This window comes from Leuconostoc kimchii IMSNU 11154 (assembly GCF_000092505.1).
GTDB classification, from domain to species: Bacteria; Bacillota; Bacilli; order Lactobacillales; family Lactobacillaceae; genus Leuconostoc; species Leuconostoc kimchii.
The window spans coordinates 1,049,357-1,068,254 of record NC_014136.1; the positions used below are offsets into that span (position 1 = coordinate 1,049,357).

The window sequence follows — 18,898 nt, forward strand, 5'->3', positions numbered from 1 at the left end:
TCATAAAAAGGATATTAATGTTAAAGAAGCTAACATGAAATGAATTTTTGCGCAGTACTTTCTGATAGAATGAAATTATTATGAAAAAAATAAGAAAATTTTTGTTAGTCGTTGCGCTATTTGCCTTAACCATATTTGGCCTGACTACCGATGTGCATGCTGCTAAGGTGCCAAACTACGTTATTACGACTGATGCAACTTATCCACCTTTTGATTTTCAAGATAAAAATAATCAATACACAGGTATTGATCAAGAGATTTTGAAAACAATTGCTAAGCGAGAAGGATTTACCTATACGCTAAAACCGATGAGCTTCAATGCTGCCACACAATCAGTGTCGTCTGGTCAAGCAGATGGCGTTATAGCTGGTATGTCGATTACTGATGAACGTAAAGCAGTGTTTGACTTTGGTACGCCTTATTATCGTTCAGGCATTGGTTGGGCTGTTAAAAAAGGGTCACTTATTAAATCACTGAGTGATTTAAAAGGACAAACAGTCGCGATAAAAACAGGGACATCTGGTGCAGACTATGCTTTGTCTATCCAAAAACAATATGGTTTCAAAGTCACTTATTTTAATGATTCAGATACACTTTATAACGATGTTATTAATGGTAATGCTCAAGCGACATTTGGTGATCTACCTGTCATTCAATATGCTGTTAAAAATGGGACACAGCTGAAAGTTATGAATGCCAAGTCACCTATTCAAGCAGGTTGGTATGGCTTTGGTGTTCAAAAAGGTAAAAACGCACAATTACTCAAATCATTTAACAAGGGTTTTGCTGCCATTAAAAGCGATGGCACGTATGATAAAATTGTTGCCAAGTACTTAGGTGCAAGTGCTGCAACGTTTACTGGTGATAAAAAAGCCAATAATTCTGTGATTGGTATTTTAAAAGCCAATGACAGTGCATTCTTAAAAGGATTATGGCAAACAGTGCTCTTGACTGTTGTTGCCATTATATTGGCTTCAGTATGGGGTATTTTACTTGGTATTATGGGTGTCAGTCAAAATACTGGTCTGCGTGGCTTATCTACAACACTAATTTATATTTTCCGTGGGTTGCCTCTAATGGTGCTAGCGTTCTTTATCTATATTGGTTTGCCCAGTGTTATTGGCATGAAAATCCCAGCATTCACTGCTGGACTTATCACATTAATTTTGAATGAAGGTGCTTACACAGCTGCGTTCGTACGTGGTGGTTTTGAGGCGGTGGATCGTGGTCAAATGGAAGCTGCAAGATCATTAGGTTTATCGTATAGTAAATCTATGCGTAAAGTCATTGTGCCACAAGGTTTGAAAATCATGATTCCAAGTTTTATTAACCAATTTATTATTACACTAAAAGATACGTCTATTTTATCGGCCATTGGCATTCTAGAATTAACACAAACAGGTTCGCTGATTGTTTCTCGTAACTCGCAAGGTTTTCGTGTCTGGGCAATAGTAGCTGTGATATACTTGATTGTGATTACGTTACTGACATGGTTGAGTAACTGGGTAGAAAAGAGGACACGTGCATGACTGAGGCACAGAATAAAGTAAAAGTACACGTTGAAAAGGTTAATAAGTCGTATGGTGAAAACCATGTTTTACGTGATATTTCCATCGATATCGCTGAAAACGAAGTGGTTGTGATGATTGGTCCTTCTGGATCTGGAAAGTCAACGTTTTTACGTATGCTAAATCAATTGGAAACGCCTGATAATGGTACAATTGTTGTTGATGGTTTTGATATTTCAGATAAAGCAACTGATATTAATAAAGTACGTGAAAATATTGGTATGGTATTTCAAAACTTTAACTTGTTTAATAACTATACGGTATTAGAAAATATTATGTTGGCACCAGTTGAACTGGGGAAGATGGACAAAACTGCTGCCGAAAAAAAGGCACGCGAATTGCTTGATGTTGTTAATTTGGCGGATAAAGCAGATGTATCAGTAAATTCTTTATCTGGCGGACAAAAGCAACGTATTGCTATTGCACGTGCCTTAGCAATGTCACCGGATGTGATGCTATTTGACGAACCAACTTCGGCTTTAGATCCTGAAATGGTTGGTGACGTTCTGGAAGTTATGAAGAATTTAGCAGGAACAGGTATGACCATGATCATTGTGACCCATGAAATGGGGTTTGCTAAACAAGTTGCTGACCGTGTCGTGTTTTTTGAATCAGGTAAAATTCAAGAATCTGGGACACCAGAACAAATATTTAATGCACCAAAAAATGCACGCCTGCAAGAGTTTTTAAGCAAGATTATGCATGCATAGTTTGTGACATGACAGGAATAGTAGGTGTGTTAAACCATAAAAAGCCGGCCACATGGTCGACTTTTTTATGGCGTATTGGCAGTAAAAAGAGGGGAAAATTTTATTAACATGTTTAAAAAATATTTACTAGGAATATCTGCACTGGTTGCTTTATTGACATTTATCCCAACTGCCAAAGCGGCTGAACCACATTACATCATAACAACTGATGCGACTTATGCACCTTTTACATTTCAAGATAAAAATAATGATTACGTTGGTATAGAACAAGATACTATGGCAGCGATTGCTAAGCGAGAAGGCTTTACGTATACCATGCGACCAATGAGTTATAATTCTGCTGCGCAACTTGTATCCAATGGCCAAGCAGATGGGATTATTGCAGGTATGTCTATTACACCAGAGCGTCGAGAGGTGTATGATTTTTCAACACCATATTATAAAACAGGCGTTGCTTGGATTGTAAAAAAGAACAGTGAAATTAAATCATTGACCGATTTAAAGGGGCAAACAGTTGCATTAAAGACAGGGACTGCTGCATCAGAATATGGCAAATCTCTACAATCAAAGTACGGCTTTAAAATAAAATATTTTAATGATACTGATACGATGTACAATGATGTTTCAGTGGGTAATTCTGCAGCAACATTTGAAGATATGCCAGTGATACAGTATGCGATTAAAAATGGTATGGCATTGAAAGTCATGAATAGTGATCATCCTGGTAATGCAGGTTGGTATGGTTTTGCCGTTGAAAAAGGTAAAAACAAAGTACTTCTTGCATCGTTTAATAAGGGGTTTGCTGCAATTAAAAAAGATGGTAGCTACGATAAAATCGTAGCAAAGTACTTGGGTGCTAAACAATCCACTTTTTCGGGTAGTCAAAAAGAGAATGGCTCGATTTTAGGCATTCTGAAATCAAATCAAAATGCTTTGCTAAAAGGTCTATGGCAAACTATTAAGTTGACAATTATTGCTATTGTGTTGGCTTCTGTATGGGGAATTTTACTTGGTGTGCTTGGTATTAGTGAATTCAAGTGGGTGCGTGGTATTTCAACGACCGTTATTTACCTATTCCGTGGCTTACCATTGATGGTTTTGGCGTTTTTCATTTATATTGGTTTGCCCGGCGTAACGGGTATAAAAATCCCAGCTTTTACGGCAGGTATTATCACTTTAATTTTAAATGAAGGTGCTTATACGGGTGCTTTCGTACGTGGTGGTTTTGAGGCAGTGGACCGAGGTCAGATGGAAGCAGCACGCTCATTAGGGTTACCATATGGGCATGCCATGCGTAAAGTAATAATGCCGCAAGGTTTACGTATTATGGTGCCAAGTTTTATTAATCAATTTATTATTACGCTAAAAGATACGTCTATCTTGTCAGCAATTGGTTTGTTGGAATTAACCCAAACAGGTACGTTAATTGTTGCTCGCAACTCACAAGGATTCCGGGTATGGGCAATTATCGCAATCATGTATCTGGTTGTCATCACGTTGTTGACGTGGTTAAGTAATTGGGTAGAGAAGAAAATAAAATAGTTTTATCAAAAGCACATCTGATTCGTATAATGAATGGGAGGTGCTTTTATGATTATTGCGCTTAATCAAAACAAAAAATATATTCTCGCAGCAAATGCTGATAAAAAGCAACAATTTTTATGTCCAGGATGTCAAGAGAAGGTTATTCTTAGAAGTGGCGAAATTAATCAAAAACATTTTGCACACCAGGCTAATTCGAATTGTGCAACCTTTTCAGAAAATGAAACAGCACAGCACTTATTAGGGAAATTACAGTTAGCAAATAAGTTGCAACCCTATGGTAAAATTCTCATTGAGGCAGTGCTACCTGAAATTAATCAACGACCAGATATTTTAATTAAACGAAAAGAAAAGTCTATTGCAATTGAATACCAATGCAGCCCTATTTCACAAAAAAGACTTGATGAACGAAATGCGGGCTATAAGAGTCAAAATATTAGCGTTATTTGGCTATTAGGGGAAAATTATTTTGTTAAAAATATGACGCAAATAACCATTTTTAAGTTTTTAGCGCAAAATAGTATTTCTTTTTATTTACCAGATATTGGTAAATTCGTGCACCGCACCAATTTTGTGAAGTGTGACTTTGAACGCGTTCGATATACAGAAAAATTTAGTGAACAATTGAACCCGTCTAAACAAGCTACATATGCAACATCAATAAATTCACAAAAGCAAATTTATAAGTTACAACATCTCATGCTTCAAAAGCGTGTTGATGAAAAACTGGTACATTACCTGTATGATAAGAGACGATTACTTTTAAATGCACCGATATGGATTCATCAAGGTCATACTTTTGGTCTGATCATTCCCAATTGGCATTGGCGTTTACTGATGGTGCTAATGATCGAACGTGTTGGTGTTGGGCATGTTATTCATCAAAAACATATCATTATGAAATTAGCCCAGTATTTACATGGCAATGTGGCGTTTAAATATGAACAAATCACTTTAATACTATTCGATTTAGAACAACGTAATATTATTTTGCAAAAGGGGCAGTATATACTAATCCGGCAATTGCTGACATGGCATTCTTCATTACAAGAAAAACTAGGTAAAGTGAGAAAATAGTGATAAAATGAAGTAATAAATTGTTAAAAGGAGAAGTATCAGCAAGGCGGTTAGATACACGCGCCAGTACTGTATATCAAAATTATGGCACAACTACTACGTAATGAAGTACCTGAAAAGTTAACATGGGATTTAAGTACTATTTTTGCATCTGATGAACAATGGGAAACCGCTTTTAGTGAAATACAACAAGATTTAAAAGGATTAAAACAATTTGAGGGCCATGTTGGCGATTCTGCAACGACCCTCCAAAATGCGCTAGAAGCCGATCTTAAGTTAGAGCGTCAATTAGAAAAAGTTTATGTTTATGCACATCAAATTTATGACCAGGATACGACTAATCAAACGTATGCGGCTTTTAATACTAGGGTACAGGGTCTTTGGGCGGAAGTTAGCGAAGCAACAGCCTATTTTCAGCCGGAAGTCTTAAATATACCAGATGATAGTTTGACACGTTTTTTAAAAACACCTGAATTGCAACCTTATACACATTTGTTTGAGACACTACAAGCGCAAAAACCACATACATTGCCTGCCGATCAAGAAGGGTTGCTAGCAGGCGTGAGTGACATTCTTGGTGCATCAGAAAATACATTTGGTGTGTTAGATAATTCTGATATAACATTTGCTGATGTGCATACAGAAGATGGCGAAATAGTCCCCTTGACCAATGGGTTGTATAGCTTATTACTTGAATCTCAATCACGTGATCTGCGTCGTGAAGCCTTTGAAACTTTGTATGATAGTTACATTAGGCTACAAAATACGTTTGCATCAACCTTGTCGTCACACGTTAAAGGACATAATTTTTTAGCGAAAGTGCGTCACTATGATTCTGCGCGTGAAGCAGCTATTTTACCACACAGTTTACCAACATCCGTTTTTGACACATTAAGACAAACAGTAGATGAAAATCTACCATTATTACATCGATTTGTTGCCCTACGTCGAAAGGTATTAGGCGTGGAAGATGTTCACTCTTATGATCTCTATGTGCCATTAGTCGATGAAGTTGAATTTGATGTGACGTATGATCGTGCGCAAGAAATTGTGTTGGCTGCGTTAGCACCTTTGGGTCAAGATTATCTTGAGATTGTCCAAAAAGCCTTTGATGAGCGTTGGATTGACGTGGTAGAAAATAAAGGGAAGCGCTCAGGTGCCTATTCAAGTGGTACTTATGATACCAATCCGTTTATTTTGTTAAATTGGCAAAATAATTTAAATAATGTTTACACGTTAGCCCATGAAATGGGTCATTCTGTGCATTCATATATGACACGTCATCAACAGCCTTATCACTACGGTGATTATCCAATTTTTCTTGCAGAAATTGCCTCAACAACGAATGAAAGTTTATTAACTGATTACTTGCTGAAAACAAATGATGATTCCAAGTTTCAAGCCTATGTTTTGAATCAGTATCTTGATGGATTTAAGGGAACAGTATTTCGTCAAACCCAATTTGCAGAATTTGAAGATTGGATTCACGAGCAAAGCGCTGCAGGGGAGGCACTAACTGCTGATAAAATGAGCGCTTACTACGCGGCTTTGAATCAAAGGTACTATGGTCCAGACTTGTTCCCAGATGAAGAAATAGCCTATGAATGGACACGTATACCTCATTTTTACTACAACTATTATGTTTATCAGTATGCAACTGGGGAAGCGGCAGCGACAACACTGGCCGAACGTATTATTAATCATGACGGCGCAGAAGCTTACAAAACTTATTTGAAAGCAGGGTCTTCTGATTATCCACTAAATGTTATTTCACGAGCTGGTGTTGACATGAATCAAGCTGGCTATTTAAAACAGGCCTTTAGTGTTTTTGAATCGCGTCTTGATCAATTAGAAAATTTATTAATTAAATAAATGGCATGGTAATAGTTTGTATAGCAAAAAAACCGATTGTAAGAAAATATGATAGTCAATTTTTTAATATTGGGCGATTTTAACAGACAAAACGATAATGAATTGTGAGCAAAATGACAAATGATGACTAAAAAAAATGCACCACACGAGCTGGTAGCTGTTGCTCTAGCGGCACTTGATCACACATATACACCATATTCTCATTTTCCTGTTGGTGCTGCGTTATTGACAGCCTCTAATGAGATATTTAAAGGCGTAAATATTGAAAACGTGTCATTTGGGTTAACAAATTGTGCTGAACGTACAGCGATTTTTAGTGCCGTTGCAGCAGAAAATAAACAGTTTAAGGGGTTGGTTATTGCTGGTCATACAGATGAGCCTATCGCGCCATGTGGTGCTTGTCGTCAAGTAATGGTTGAATTCTTTGATCCACAAATGCCTATTTGGTTGATTAATGACTCAGGTAAAGAAATTCAAACAAATGTCGCCGAGTTGATGCCAGGGTCATTTAGTATATTGAAATAAAAAATATTAAGGGAGAAATCATGAAAAAAGTATTAGTGTTTGAAGGTATGACACAATCTGTTGTGACATATCTCGAATCAAATCATATTGAAGTGATTATCAATAAGCAGCAAGAGGCAAGTGATTTTACGAGCCATCCAGATATTGATGGTATCATACTGATGATGCATCCTGTCGCAGAAAATATTATGTCAAAGCTACCAAAGCTTAAGGTTATTGCACGTTTTGGTGTTGGCTATGACAATGTGAATTTAGAAGACGCTTCGTCACATCATATTGTTGTGACAAATACACCAGGTGCGAATGCGACAGCTGTTGCAGAAACAGCTGTTATGCACATGTTGATGGCGGGACGTTCATTTTATCAACAACGACAAAGTATTACTGATAACATAGGTCATGTACCAGTTGGACAGGAAATAACTGGTAAAACAATTGGTGTTATTGGCTTTGGTGCTATTGGGCAGAAAATTGATGAATTACTAACTGGGTTCAATGTTAATGTGTTGGCCTATGCGCGACATGAAAAGTCAGTTAAAAACGGCCGTATGGCTACACTGGAAGACATTTACACAAAGTCTGATTTCATTGTTCTGGCATTACCATCGACACCTGAAACGCATCATATGATTAATGCTGATGTTTTTGAAAAAATGAAAACCAACGCCGTGTTAGTTAATATTGCTCGTGGATCTGTTGTGGACGAGCAGGCATTAATCACTGCGCTTAAGTCTGGTAAGATTGCTGGTGCCGGTTTGGATGTAGTTGAAAACGAGCCCATTGCCAATAACAATGAATTGTTGACATTGCCAAATGTTTTTGTAACACCACACGTTGCAGCTAAATCACGTGAAGCTTTTGATTCAGTAGGGTTTGTCGCGGCCCAAGAAGTGGTACGTGTTTTAAATAATGACACACCACATTTTAAAGTAAATGATTAAAAATAAAGCACCTCTAAACATCTAAAACTGATGGTTAGGGGTGCTTTTTGATTATTTTGACTCTGGTGTGTACAGTTTAACAGGTAGGACGTCATTTGGTAAAGCAGGTTTATTGTTAATTTCATTGAAAAGCGTGTCAATTAGACGTTGAGCAGCTTCATGGATAGGTTGAATAATTGTTGGTAGGTCGGGATGAAGCAATTGTACGATAGGTGAACCATCATAACCAACAACATTCACATCCTCTGGCACACGTAAATTAGCTTTACGCAGTGCGTTTTGAAGTTGAATAGCCATAATATCATTATAAGCAAAGATGCCGTCAATTTTATTGTCCACCACAATATCAACAATAGCTTGTATATCACCACCATTGGACACCTGATTTGAATCTAAATCGAATGTTGTTAAGTGGCTGTTGTTTGCAGTTGCTTCTGTAAACCCTTGGTAACGTTTTGCAGTGGGTGAATTAGAATTATCATCATCACGTAGCATTAATATGTTTTTGGCACCAGTCGACACAAGATACTCGCCAAGAAGGTAACCACCGCGGTAATTATCTTCAGAAACGATTGGAATCGTTTCTGAAAGATAACGATCATATGACACAATAGGCAAGAAACTATCTTTGTAACTGTCAATATTTGGATTGTGAGAAGAAGTAATGATACCCTCCACTTGGTTAGCAGCTAACATCTGTAAATATTGTTGTTCTTTTTCAATATCGTTTGAACTTGTGGCGATGATAACTTTATAACCTTTTTCAAATAGTAACTCTTCAATCTCAGCTACTAACGCCGTGAAAAAAGGGTTTTCAATGTTGGGGAAAATTAAGCCAATAAACTGTGAGGATTTTCCTTGTAAGGAACGCGCCATTGCATTAGGCTGGTAGCGCAATTCACGCATAGCAGCGTGAACCTTATCAATCGTTTTTTGGCTTAGTGAACCATAACTATTAATTACACGTGATACTGTTGTTACTGAAACGCCAGCTAATTCAGCGACGTCACTTAGTTTTGCAACCATAATAGGCCTCCATACTGTTGGAGAGAATAATCTCTAGAATTTTTGTTTTCATCTTATACTATTATACACTGTTTCTGGTTATATATTTTTTAATGTTTTTATTTTACTGAACAGCGCTTGACAAATAAAAAGGTAAGGTTTAATATTGTCCATGTAAGTTACAGTAATCACAAACAGAAAAAGGAGATTATCATGGAAGCATTAGTATTAACAGGCATCAAGTCACTAGAACTACAAGACATCGACCAACCAGAAGTTAAACCAAACGAGGTGAAAATTCATACAGCCTTTGCAGGTATTTGTGGTACCGATCATGCCTTGTATGCTGGTTTGCCTGGTTCAGCACCAGCTGTTCCTCCCATTGTTTTGGGACATGAAAATTCAGGTGTTGTTGCTGAAATTGGTTCAGCAGTTACAAATGTTAAAGTGGGTGATCGCGTAACTGTCGATCCTAACATCTATTGTGGACAATGCAAGTATTGCCGTACAGGACGTCCTGAATTATGCGAGAACTTGTCAGCTGTTGGTGTGACGCGTGATGGTGGTTTTGAAGAATACTTTACAGCCCCAGCTTCAGTAGTTTACCCAATTCCTGATAATGTGTCATTGAAGTCAGCTGCTGTTGTTGAACCTATATCATGTGCTGTTCATGGTATCCAGTTGCTTAAGGTAACACCTTACCAAAAGGCTTTGGTTATTGGTGATGGCTTCATGGGTGAATTGTTCGTACAAATTTTGCAAGCATATGGTATCCACCAAGTTGATTTGGCTGGTATTGTTGACGAAAAGCTTGCAATGAACAAGGAAAAGTTTGGTGCTAAAAACATCTTCAACACAATGAAGGGTGATAAGATTCCTGATGCTGAATATGATGTTGTTATTGAAGCTGTAGGTATGCCTCAAACACAAGAAGCAGCAATTGAAGCAGCCGCTCGTGGTGGACAAGTTTTGATGTTTGGTGTCGGCGGACCTGATGCTAAGTTTGAAATGAATACTTATGAAGTCTTCCAAAAGCAATTAACAATCCAAGGTTCATTTATTAATCCAAATGCATTTGAAGATTCATTAGCTTTGTTGTCATCAGGAAAGTTGGATGTTGAATCATTGATGTCACATGAATTGGACTATAACACAGTTGATGACTTCGTAAATGGTAAATTAGGCGTTGTTTCAAAGGCTGTTGTTAAGGTTGGTGGAGAAGAGGCATAATCAAATGAACGCTAAAAACGTAACACAGGGTACGACTGTAAATCGTGGTCGTACGCTTACGATTAGCGCTTCCTTATCATATTTTGTTTTTTCTTTGATAATCAACGCGGCCGGTAACGTGCTTACAGTCGTTACTAGTCAAAAAATCCACCCAACTTTCTTAGGCTCAGCGTATTGGACTGCTGCACAAGCAGGATTCAATAAGGCAGTCTTTCAGGGATCTAATGCCACACTTGGTTGGATATTCTTCATCGTAGGTGTATTGATTGCTATATTGAATGTGTTTTTACAAGGATATTTTAATTGGAAAAAGTTTGTTGGAAATATTGCCTTTATGGTGCCATTTTCATTGCTAATTAGTTTTTTTGCCAGCGCGTTTTCCCAAGTGTTACCAGAGTCACATAGTGTTTTGGTTACAGTAATATATACGTTATTGAATTTCTTAGGTGTTGTCATGATTGGTCTTGCAATATCAATTTATCAACGGACTAACTTGATTTTGCACCCAGCAGATGATTTAATGCAAATCTTGCGATTTAAGTATTTCAAGGGTGCCGCCGCGAAGGCCATGTGGGCATCTTACATTCCACCAACAATTATTGGTATTATTGCAATTATTATCTTGCCTGATTTTTCAAATTATGGCTTGGGAACAATATTTGCCTTTCTATTTCAAGGTGGTATTACTGGGTGGGGTGATAAATATATTTTCCCTAACTTGAAACATCAAGGTATTTAGTTAGAACTTCAGGGCGTGAAACATAATTGTTTCGGTCTTTGTGAATTTCAGTATAGGAGTAGGATATGTCATTTTCAGATTATTATTCAGGTGTGCAACACATTGGTATTCCAACAAAAGATTTAGCTACTGCTGAAGCTTTTTGGACGAAGCTTGGTTTTAATAAGACAGGTGATTTTCCAGTTGGAAACGTTATCTTTATGAAGCGTGACAATCTTGTGATTGAAACGTGGCAACAAGACGAAGTCGCAGGACAACCTGGGGCAATTAATCACATCTCAATGGACACGACAGATGCAGATGCAGCTTTTACAGCAGCAAAAGCTGAAGGTTTCAAGTTAATTGATTCTGAAGTACAACATTTGGCCTTTTGGGAAAAGGGCATTAAATTCTTCAATGTAGAAGGACCTGATGCTGTGATAGTTGAATTTTGTGAGATCGTCAAATAAATAATTTTTTAAAACCTCGTAGACACGTTATTACGAGGTTTTTTGTTTGTTCTGGTAATTGTCTAGTCAAAATTATTTTGATTTTCTGCTGATAAAAAAAGATTTTAATAAAAAAAACTGAAGAGCGCTTGACATATATAAACATAATCGCTTACACTATAATGTAAGCGCTTCATAAATTTAAATAACAAAGAAAATTTACGAGCGTTTAAAATCAATGATGACATTCGCTTATGGCTAGTATTTCAAGTAATAAGTTTTGATAAAGAATTGGAAAAGAGAAAAAAATGGGATTATTAGGTGCAATTGAAGCAGGTGGAACAAAGTTTGTTGTGGCAGTCGCTGATCAGGATTACAATATCGTTGCAAGATCAGCTTTTCCAACGCTAGATGGTGAAAAGACACTAGATCAAGTCATTGCTTTTTTTGATCAATTTGATAACATTGATGCGATTGGCATTGCAGCATTTGGTCCAATTGATATTGTCACTAACTCTAAAACATATGGTTATGTCTTAGATACACCAAAACGTGGCTGGTCAGGCTATGACTTTTTGGGACGTATGAAAGCATGGCGTGATATCCCTTATTTCTGGACAACAGATGTTAACGGTGCTGGTTGGGCAGAATTTGAAACTGGTGCTGCAAAAGATGTTAATAACATGGTTTATTTGACAGTTGGTACCGGTGTTGGTGCCGGAATCGTTTCTGGTGGCCACCTCGTGAGTGGTTACGGTCATCCTGAGGCGGGACATATTTTCTTACAAAAGCACCCAGAAGACACATATGAAGGCCATTGCCCATTCCACGGCGACAATTGCTTAGAAGGGTTAGCTGCTGGACCAGCGATTGAAGCACGTTGGCAAATGAGTGCAAAAGAAATACCAGCTGATCATTTAGCTTGGAAGATTGAAGCTTATTATTTAGCACAAGCTGCATTAGATTATACGATGATTTTACGCCCTGAAAAAATTGTTTTTGGCGGCGGAGTTTCTCATCGTGAAGACCTATTCCCACTCATTCGCGAAAGCTTTGCTGAACAAATGGGTGATTACTTAGAAGTGCCGGATTTAGATGATTACATTGTACCCGTAGCAAATGGTGACAATGCTGGTATCTTGGGTTGCTTCTATCTTGCTAAAACGCTTATCTAAGTCCTGCTTACTTTTTGTCCATAGAACGGTTTTGTGTTAGTATTAACGTATATATCATTTCAAGGACAAAAACTATGACAAAATTAGCAAAAAAAACAGATGATTTAATTTGTGAAAACTTCACAAGAACGTTTCAAATTCTTGGACGAAAATGGAATGGTCTGATCATAGAAACATTGTTAGTAGGTGGATCTAAGCGTTTCTTAGAGATTTCACGTGCGATTCCAGTTTGCTCAGATCGTGTATTAGTAGAACGATTGAAAGAACTAGAGGCAGTGAACATCGTTAATCGTGTGACTTATGAAGATTCTAGCTTAATTGAATATAAATTGACACCTGCTGGCGAGGCTATGCGACCTATGATGGCGGCCATACATGAATGGTCTGACAAGTTTAACAATGGTGAGCCAGTAAAATAAAAATATTGAAGACAGAGACGATAGGGCATGATATACTAACAGTATAGTCATAACGTATCGTTTTTTAGTTAAACCAAATATTGTGGCTTATTATCAGAATTATATATTTTAAACACAGAGAATGACCTAGTAATTGCATGCTTGATTCAGCGAGTGGTATATTTTTGGTGAAAGTACCATGGAAAGCATCCAAAGAATTTCAGTCAGGAGTGTTTGGCATAATTGCCAACGGTAGACAACGTTATCGTCATTAAAGCTGGTGAAAACCAGAAAATTGGGTGGTACCACGGTTTTTAACGTCCCATGTTATCTTTTTGATAGCATGGGATTTTTGTATGAATTGGTTAGGTTATTTAGAAGTTGAAAGGAAATAGTTATGAGTTTAGTTGAAGATCTCACGGCACTGAAAAAGACAGCAGTTGAAAGAATTAATACTGCTGGTGTAGATGTTGAATCATTACGAGTGAAGTTGTTAGGCAGGAAAGGTGAGCTGACAACTTTACTTAAGGGTATGAAAAATGTACCTGCTCAAGATCGTAAAACAGTTGGTGAAGTTGGTAATCATGTACGTCAAACGATTACTAATTTATTAGCCGAAAAAAAAGCAGCTGAAGAAGTCGCAAAATTAAATAAGCAACTAGCATCTGAAACAATTGATGTGACATTACCTGGTAGTTCACATGTTGTTGGGCAACCACATGTTTTGCAACAAATCATTGACGAGATTGAACAACATTTTCTTGGTTTGGGTTTTAAAATCATTGATGATACGGTTGATTCACCAGAAGTTGAAACCGATGAATATAATTTTGAACGGGAGAACTTACCCAAAGACCACCCAGCACGTGATATGCAAGATACATTTTACATTACCCCAGAGATTTTATTGCGTACACAGACATCCCCCGTACAGTCACGTTCACTTGAAAAACATGACTTTTCAAAGGGGCCTTTAAAAATGATTGCACCAGGAAAAGTGTATCGTCGTGATACTGATGATGCAACACATTCTCATCAATTTCACCAAGTTGAGGGAATGGTTGTTGGTGAAAATATTACAATGGCTGATTTAAAGGGGACGCTGCTTTCGATTATGCAAGCATTGTTTGGTGAAAAACATCAAATTCGGATGAGACCATCTTATTTTCCATTTACTGAGCCTTCTGTCGAAGTTGACGTTTCGTGGAATGAGGTCACCCCAGACATGAAACCAGAGGATATTGAATGGATCGAGGTATTGGGCGCCGGTATGACACATCCAAATGTGTTAAGGATGGATGGCGTTGATCCTGAAAAATATTCTGCTTTCGCTTTTGGATTAGGACCAGATCGATTTGCTATGTTAAAGTATGGCGTGGATGACATTCGCCAATTCTATCTTAATGACATACGATTTTTATCACAATTTAATCAGAAAGGGAACTGAAAATGAAAACAAGTTTGACGTGGCTGAATGAATATCTAAATAACACCATTAATTTGGAACCAGCAGCTGTAGCGGATTTAGCAGAACAAGTGGAACGAACGAGTGTTGAAATTAATGAGAGCACAACGATTGCAAAGGGACAAGATGGTCTTATCGTGGCAAAAGTTATGCGGGTTCAACCTCACCCTGATTCTGATCATATGGTTATCGCACAAGTTAATGTTGGTACATCTGATCTCGTGCAGGTTGTTACCGGGGCACCTAATATTGCAGAAGGTCAATTAGTAATTTTGGCAACCGTTGGCGCGCATATTATCAAGCATGATACAGGTGAATTGATTACTTTAGAAAAAGTAACATTACGTGGTCAAGATTCCTATGGTATGTTAGTTGCTTTACAAGAAATTGGTTTCGACAACAAGATTGCACCTAAAAATTTTGAAGATGGTATACACATTTTTACTGCGCAAGATCATGTTAAACCAGGGGATGATGCGCTTGTAGTTTTGGGAATGAATGAACCTGTTTTAGATACAGATTTAACACCTAATCGTGCAGATATGTTATCGATGATTGGCACTGCCTACGAATTTGGGGCGATGCTCAAGCAAAAAGTCACGATACCTGATTTTGCTTTGGTGGAGTATGAGTCTTTGGCCAGTGAGCAAATAACCGTTAAATTGGATGATGACGCATTAGCACCTAAATACGCATTACGCGTGATAAACAATGTTACAGTGACAGATTCACCACTTTGGTTACAAAAACGTCTGTGGAACGCAGGTATGCGCCCTATTAACAATATTGTTGATATTACGAATTACATGATGTTGATGTATGGTCAACCAATACATGCTTTTGATTTAGATAAATTAACGAATCATGAATTACATATTCGTCGCGCAAAAAAAGATGAGCAATTAGTCACATTAGATGAGCAAACACGTCAATTACGCTCAGGGGAAGATATCGTGATTGCAACAGTTGACGAGCCTTTGATGTTAGCTGGTGTTATGGGTGGAAAAAGTTCTGAGGTTGACCGGCAAACTAAACATATTGTGCTAGAAAGTGCAGTATTTAATCCTAGCCTTATCCGTGCAACAGCACGTCGTCACAATTTACATTCAGAAGCGTCAGCACGTTTTGAACGTGGTGTTAATTGGGACAATACATTTACGGCACTAGATCATGCGGCGCAATTATCAGATGAATTGGCAGGTGGACAGATTGCTAGAGGACAAGTAGTAGCGTCAGATAGTCAGCGGTCAACTAGAACAATCGCACTTTCAACGCAACGGGTTAATCAAATTCTAGGAACAGCTTTGACCGTAAGTGATATAACAACGATTCTAGATCAACTCGCTTTTGATTATCAAACACATGACGATTATACTGAAGTAACTCTGCCAGCACGTCGCCCAGATATGGGAATTGCTGCTGATCTAATCGAAGAGATCGCACGATTGTATGGGTATGATAACCTGCCTGTGACATTACCATATGGGCAAACAACACCTGGTCAATTAACACAACAACAGCGTCAAATACGTGCTAGCCGACGCATTATGGAAAGCTTAGGCTTGAATCAAGCGATTTCTTATGTATTAACGACGCCAGAAAAGGCACAACAATTTGCTGAAAACACAACAGCAAAGTTATTAACGTTAGACTATCCAATGAGTTCAGATCGTACCACTGCTCGTCAAAATTTATTAGCAGGTTTGCTTGAAGATGTGGCCTATAATGTGAACCATTTTGTTCGTGATATTGCACTGTATGAGCAAGGACGTGTTTTTATAGCCAATGAAAAAAACGACTTACCTACTGAAGTGGAACACATTGCTGGTATTTTAACTGGTAATTATGCAACATCGACTTGGCAAGCCTCAAAAACAGATCGGTCTGTAGACTTTTATGATATTAAGGGCATCGTTTCAAATTATTTAGATCAAATAGGTGTTAATCATGTGAGATATGTTGCGACTGATCGTCACGTCAACATGCATCCTGGACAAACGGCTGATATTTATGCAGGGGAAGTTTATCTTGGGTTTGTTGGGCAACTACACCCACTGGTCACTAAAGCACAAAAACTAGCACCAGTTTTTGGATTTGAGCTAAACTTGTTTGCTGTGATGTCTCAGGTACAATTGGATGTCCACTATCACAAAGTTTCACGTTTCCCTCAAATGAGCCGTGATGCTGCATTATTAGTTAACGCAGATATTGAACATGCAACGATTGAATCACTAATTAAGCAAGTTTCGGGTGATAAACTAGTTGATATTAAGTTATTTGATGTTTATATGGGTGATAAATTACCTTCTGGAAAAAAGTCATTAGCATACACACTCACTTATCAAGATGATGATGGGACATTGCTTGAAGCTGAAGTTAACTCAGATTTTGAAAAGGTCACAACTGCCTTGATTGACGAACTTCATGTTGAAGTACGCTAATTTAATTTTTAATTTAATTTGAGTTACAATCATTTTCACTGTATAATTGAATTTGGACTATAACTTTTACAAGGAAAATTCATGGCTAAAATAATTGTACGCGGTGGCAAACGCCTCCATGGTGAGGTCACAATCGGTGGCGCAAAAAATTCGACAGTGGCATTAATACCAGCTGCTATTTTGGCTGATACACCGGTCAAATTTGATACGGTGCCACAAATTTTGGATGTCAAAAATTTGCAATTGATTTTGAATGCAATGAACGTGAAGTCAACTTTTGCAAATGGTAATTTAGACATCGATCCAACACATATTATAGAGAGTGATTTACCCAGTGGTGCGATTAAGTCATTGCGCGCCTCATATTATTTTATGGGAGCGCTCCTAGGACGCTTTAATCGTGCGACGGTAACCTTCCCCGGTGGTGATAATTTAGGTAGACGACCAATTGATCAGCACATCAAGGGCTTTGAGGCTCTTGGTGCAATAGTTACTGAAAGCGACGACATTATTCATATTGATGCAACTGAACATGGTCTCATAGGGGCACGAATTGCGTTAGATACTGTTTCCGTGGGAGCGACAATTAATATTATTTTGGCAGCTGTGCGCGCAAAAGGTCAAACAGTGATCGAAAATGCGGCACGTGAACCAGAAATTATTGATATTGCAACATTTTTAAATAATATGGGTGCCAATGTGAGAGGTGCCGGAACCGATACGATTCGAATTGCTGGTGTCCCAAGTCTTAAGGCACGTAATACGCATACTGTTATTCCAGATCGTATTGAAGCTGGTACTTACATGAGCATGGCCGCAGCGTTTGGTGATGGCGTGACAATTAAAAATGTCATACCAGAGCATTTGGAATCGTACACATCGAAATTAATTGAAATGGGCGTTAACTTAGATATTGGTGAAGATACGATTCATGTGTATAAATCAGATGATTTGAAACCGGTCAATATTAAGACAATGCCATATCCTGGATTTGCGACAGACTTACAGCAGCCAATTACGCCTTTGTTATTAATGGCTTCTGGTGAAAGTAGTATTAACGATACAATTTATCCAAAACGTGTTAAACATGTGGAGGAATTACGAAGAATGGGTGGTGACATTGATTCTGATAGGCCGGGTCATATTCGTGTCAATCATTCACCTAGATTAGTTGGCACAGACGTTGAGGCTGCTGAAATTAGGGCAGGTGCTGCCTTAATTATTGCAGCTATTATGGCTGAAGGAGAGACAATTATTAATGATGCTGATCATATTTTACGAGGGTATGATCGTATTCAAGATAAGTTAACAACCCTAGGCGCGGATATTACAATTGAAGGTATTGATCTTATTAACTTAATGCCATGATTTGTGTTCTTTAAAGTTGTTGCAATTTAATATACGTTATGCTAAACTATACTAGTTATATACTGACTCTGTTACAGAAGTATCAGGGCGCTAAGGAGAATTTATTATGCAAGCAGAAATCCATCCAAAATACCAAAAGGTTGTCTTTCTTGATGCCTCAACAGGTAAGAAGTTTTTGTCAGCTTCAACTGTAACATCAAACGACACAACTGATTTTGAAGGTGTAGAATATCCTGTTATTCGTATGGATATTACATCAGATTCACATCCATTTTACACAGGTAAGCAAAAGTTTACACAAGCAGATGGTGCGGTCGACAAGTTCAACAAGAAATTTGCTGGATTTGGCTTCAAAAACAACGAAGAACAATAATATACTTCGTTTTTATAAAAGCGTTCACTTTGGTGGACGCT

At 37.9% G+C, this 18,898-nt stretch carries 17 protein-coding genes; 16 read left to right on the forward strand and 1 reads right to left on the reverse strand.

The genetic code is table 11. The features are described from left to right. The first annotated feature begins 80 nt into the window (after window positions 1-80). The 7 genes from LKI_RS05720 to LKI_RS05750 all read left to right on the forward strand — a co-directional run bounded on the left by LKI_RS05720 (window position 81) and on the right by LKI_RS05750 (window position 8,235). A complete protein-coding gene (locus LKI_RS05720; RefSeq protein WP_013103222.1) occupies window positions 81-1,529 on the forward strand; it encodes an ABC transporter substrate-binding protein/permease in 1,449 nt (482 codons plus the stop codon). Further along, window positions 1,526-2,278: an amino acid ABC transporter ATP-binding protein gene (locus LKI_RS05725; RefSeq protein ID WP_013103223.1), complete on the forward strand. Its 753-nt coding sequence runs from the start codon at window positions 1,526-1,528 to the stop codon at window positions 2,276-2,278. The genes LKI_RS05720 and LKI_RS05725 overlap by 4 nt, the downstream gene beginning before the upstream one ends. Before the next feature lie 108 nt (window positions 2,279-2,386). Beyond that, window positions 2,387-3,820, forward strand: a complete 1,434-nt coding sequence (locus LKI_RS05730; protein ID WP_013103224.1) for an ABC transporter substrate-binding protein/permease — start codon at window positions 2,387-2,389, stop codon at window positions 3,818-3,820. 48 nt (window positions 3,821-3,868) lie between these two features. Then, window positions 3,869-4,897, forward strand: a complete 1,029-nt coding sequence (locus LKI_RS05735) for a competence protein CoiA (protein ID WP_013103225.1) — start codon at window positions 3,869-3,871, stop codon at window positions 4,895-4,897. A gap of 84 nt (window positions 4,898-4,981) precedes the next feature. After that, entirely contained in the window at window positions 4,982-6,769 is a 1,788-nt protein-coding gene (gene pepF / locus LKI_RS05740) for an oligoendopeptidase F (protein WP_013103226.1), read from the forward strand. A 123-nt stretch (window positions 6,770-6,892) separates the two neighbouring features. Next, window positions 6,893-7,294, forward strand: coding sequence for a cytidine deaminase (locus LKI_RS05745; RefSeq protein ID WP_187286370.1), 402 nt, complete (start codon window positions 6,893-6,895; stop codon window positions 7,292-7,294). A 20-nt stretch (window positions 7,295-7,314) separates the two neighbouring features. Continuing rightward, window positions 7,315-8,235 (forward strand): phosphoglycerate dehydrogenase, encoded by a 921-nt coding sequence (locus tag LKI_RS05750; RefSeq protein ID WP_013103228.1) that lies wholly within the window; start codon window positions 7,315-7,317, stop codon window positions 8,233-8,235. A gap of 51 nt (window positions 8,236-8,286) precedes the next feature. Here the strand turns inward: LKI_RS05750 and LKI_RS05755 are convergent, their stop codons facing one another. Then, on the reverse strand, window positions 8,287-9,261 hold the full coding sequence (locus LKI_RS05755; RefSeq protein ID WP_013103229.1) for a LacI family DNA-binding transcriptional regulator: 975 nt from the start codon (window positions 9,259-9,261) through the stop codon (window positions 8,287-8,289). Window positions 9,262-9,453: 192 nt separating this feature from the next. Here LKI_RS05755 and LKI_RS05760 point away from each other — a divergent pair, with 192 nt between their 5' ends. The 9 genes from LKI_RS05760 to LKI_RS05800 all read left to right on the forward strand — a co-directional run bounded on the left by LKI_RS05760 (window position 9,454) and on the right by LKI_RS05800 (window position 18,857). Continuing rightward, the gene (locus LKI_RS05760) at window positions 9,454-10,470 is read left to right on the forward strand and encodes a zinc-dependent alcohol dehydrogenase family protein (protein ID WP_013103230.1); all 1,017 of its coding nucleotides are present in this window, start codon (window positions 9,454-9,456) and stop codon (window positions 10,468-10,470) included. 4 nt (window positions 10,471-10,474) lie between these two features. Next, window positions 10,475-11,209, forward strand: coding sequence for a DUF6198 family protein (locus tag LKI_RS05765; protein ID WP_013103231.1), 735 nt, complete (start codon window positions 10,475-10,477; stop codon window positions 11,207-11,209). Window positions 11,210-11,274: 65 nt separating this feature from the next. Further along, the gene (locus LKI_RS05770) at window positions 11,275-11,658 is read left to right on the forward strand and encodes a VOC family protein (RefSeq protein ID WP_013103232.1); all 384 of its coding nucleotides are present in this window, start codon (window positions 11,275-11,277) and stop codon (window positions 11,656-11,658) included. 287 nt (window positions 11,659-11,945) lie between these two features. Further along, the gene (locus tag LKI_RS05775) at window positions 11,946-12,812 is read left to right on the forward strand and encodes an ROK family protein (protein WP_013103233.1); all 867 of its coding nucleotides are present in this window, start codon (window positions 11,946-11,948) and stop codon (window positions 12,810-12,812) included. A 74-nt stretch (window positions 12,813-12,886) separates the two neighbouring features. Continuing rightward, window positions 12,887-13,231, forward strand: coding sequence for a winged helix-turn-helix transcriptional regulator (locus LKI_RS05780; protein WP_013103234.1), 345 nt, complete (start codon window positions 12,887-12,889; stop codon window positions 13,229-13,231). 376 nt (window positions 13,232-13,607) lie between these two features. Then, the gene (gene pheS, locus LKI_RS05785) at window positions 13,608-14,657 is read left to right on the forward strand and encodes a phenylalanine--tRNA ligase subunit alpha (protein ID WP_013103235.1); all 1,050 of its coding nucleotides are present in this window, start codon (window positions 13,608-13,610) and stop codon (window positions 14,655-14,657) included. Between the two features lie 2 nt (window positions 14,658-14,659). Next, a complete protein-coding gene (gene pheT / locus LKI_RS05790; protein ID WP_013103236.1) occupies window positions 14,660-17,116 on the forward strand; it encodes a phenylalanine--tRNA ligase subunit beta in 2,457 nt (818 codons plus the stop codon). Between the two features lie 81 nt (window positions 17,117-17,197). Continuing rightward, window positions 17,198-18,484 (forward strand): UDP-N-acetylglucosamine 1-carboxyvinyltransferase, encoded by a 1,287-nt coding sequence (locus tag LKI_RS05795; protein WP_013103237.1) that lies wholly within the window; start codon window positions 17,198-17,200, stop codon window positions 18,482-18,484. A gap of 106 nt (window positions 18,485-18,590) precedes the next feature. Then, window positions 18,591-18,857 (forward strand): type B 50S ribosomal protein L31, encoded by a 267-nt coding sequence (locus LKI_RS05800; RefSeq protein WP_013103238.1) that lies wholly within the window; start codon window positions 18,591-18,593, stop codon window positions 18,855-18,857. Window positions 18,858-18,898 lie beyond the last annotated feature (41 nt).

Excerpts from the sequence above, each read along its gene's own strand:
- LKI_RS05720 (WP_013103222.1), top strand. The coding sequence starts at position 81 with ATGAAAAAAATAAGAAAATTTTTGTTAGTCGTTGCGCTATTTGCCTTA.
- LKI_RS05725 (WP_013103223.1), top strand. The coding sequence starts at position 1,526 with ATGACTGAGGCACAGAATAAAGTAAAAGTACACGTTGAAAAGGTTAAT.
- LKI_RS05730 (WP_013103224.1), top strand. The coding sequence starts at position 2,387 with ATGTTTAAAAAATATTTACTAGGAATATCTGCACTGGTTGCTTTATTG.
- LKI_RS05735 (WP_013103225.1), top strand. The coding sequence starts at position 3,869 with ATGATTATTGCGCTTAATCAAAACAAAAAATATATTCTCGCAGCAAAT.
- pepF (WP_013103226.1), top strand. The coding sequence starts at position 4,982 with ATGGCACAACTACTACGTAATGAAGTACCTGAAAAGTTAACATGGGAT.
- LKI_RS05745 (WP_187286370.1), top strand. The coding sequence starts at position 6,893 with ATGACTAAAAAAAATGCACCACACGAGCTGGTAGCTGTTGCTCTAGCG.
- LKI_RS05750 (WP_013103228.1), top strand. The coding sequence starts at position 7,315 with ATGAAAAAAGTATTAGTGTTTGAAGGTATGACACAATCTGTTGTGACA.
- LKI_RS05755 (WP_013103229.1), bottom strand. The coding sequence starts at position 9,261 with ATGGTTGCAAAACTAAGTGACGTCGCTGAATTAGCTGGCGTTTCAGTA.
- LKI_RS05760 (WP_013103230.1), top strand. The coding sequence starts at position 9,454 with ATGGAAGCATTAGTATTAACAGGCATCAAGTCACTAGAACTACAAGAC.
- LKI_RS05765 (WP_013103231.1), top strand. The coding sequence starts at position 10,475 with ATGAACGCTAAAAACGTAACACAGGGTACGACTGTAAATCGTGGTCGT.
- LKI_RS05770 (WP_013103232.1), top strand. The coding sequence starts at position 11,275 with ATGTCATTTTCAGATTATTATTCAGGTGTGCAACACATTGGTATTCCA.
- LKI_RS05775 (WP_013103233.1), top strand. The coding sequence starts at position 11,946 with ATGGGATTATTAGGTGCAATTGAAGCAGGTGGAACAAAGTTTGTTGTG.
- LKI_RS05780 (WP_013103234.1), top strand. The coding sequence starts at position 12,887 with ATGACAAAATTAGCAAAAAAAACAGATGATTTAATTTGTGAAAACTTC.
- pheS (WP_013103235.1), top strand. The coding sequence starts at position 13,608 with ATGAGTTTAGTTGAAGATCTCACGGCACTGAAAAAGACAGCAGTTGAA.
- pheT (WP_013103236.1), top strand. The coding sequence starts at position 14,660 with ATGAAAACAAGTTTGACGTGGCTGAATGAATATCTAAATAACACCATT.
- LKI_RS05795 (WP_013103237.1), top strand. The coding sequence starts at position 17,198 with ATGGCTAAAATAATTGTACGCGGTGGCAAACGCCTCCATGGTGAGGTC.
- LKI_RS05800 (WP_013103238.1), top strand. The coding sequence starts at position 18,591 with ATGCAAGCAGAAATCCATCCAAAATACCAAAAGGTTGTCTTTCTTGAT.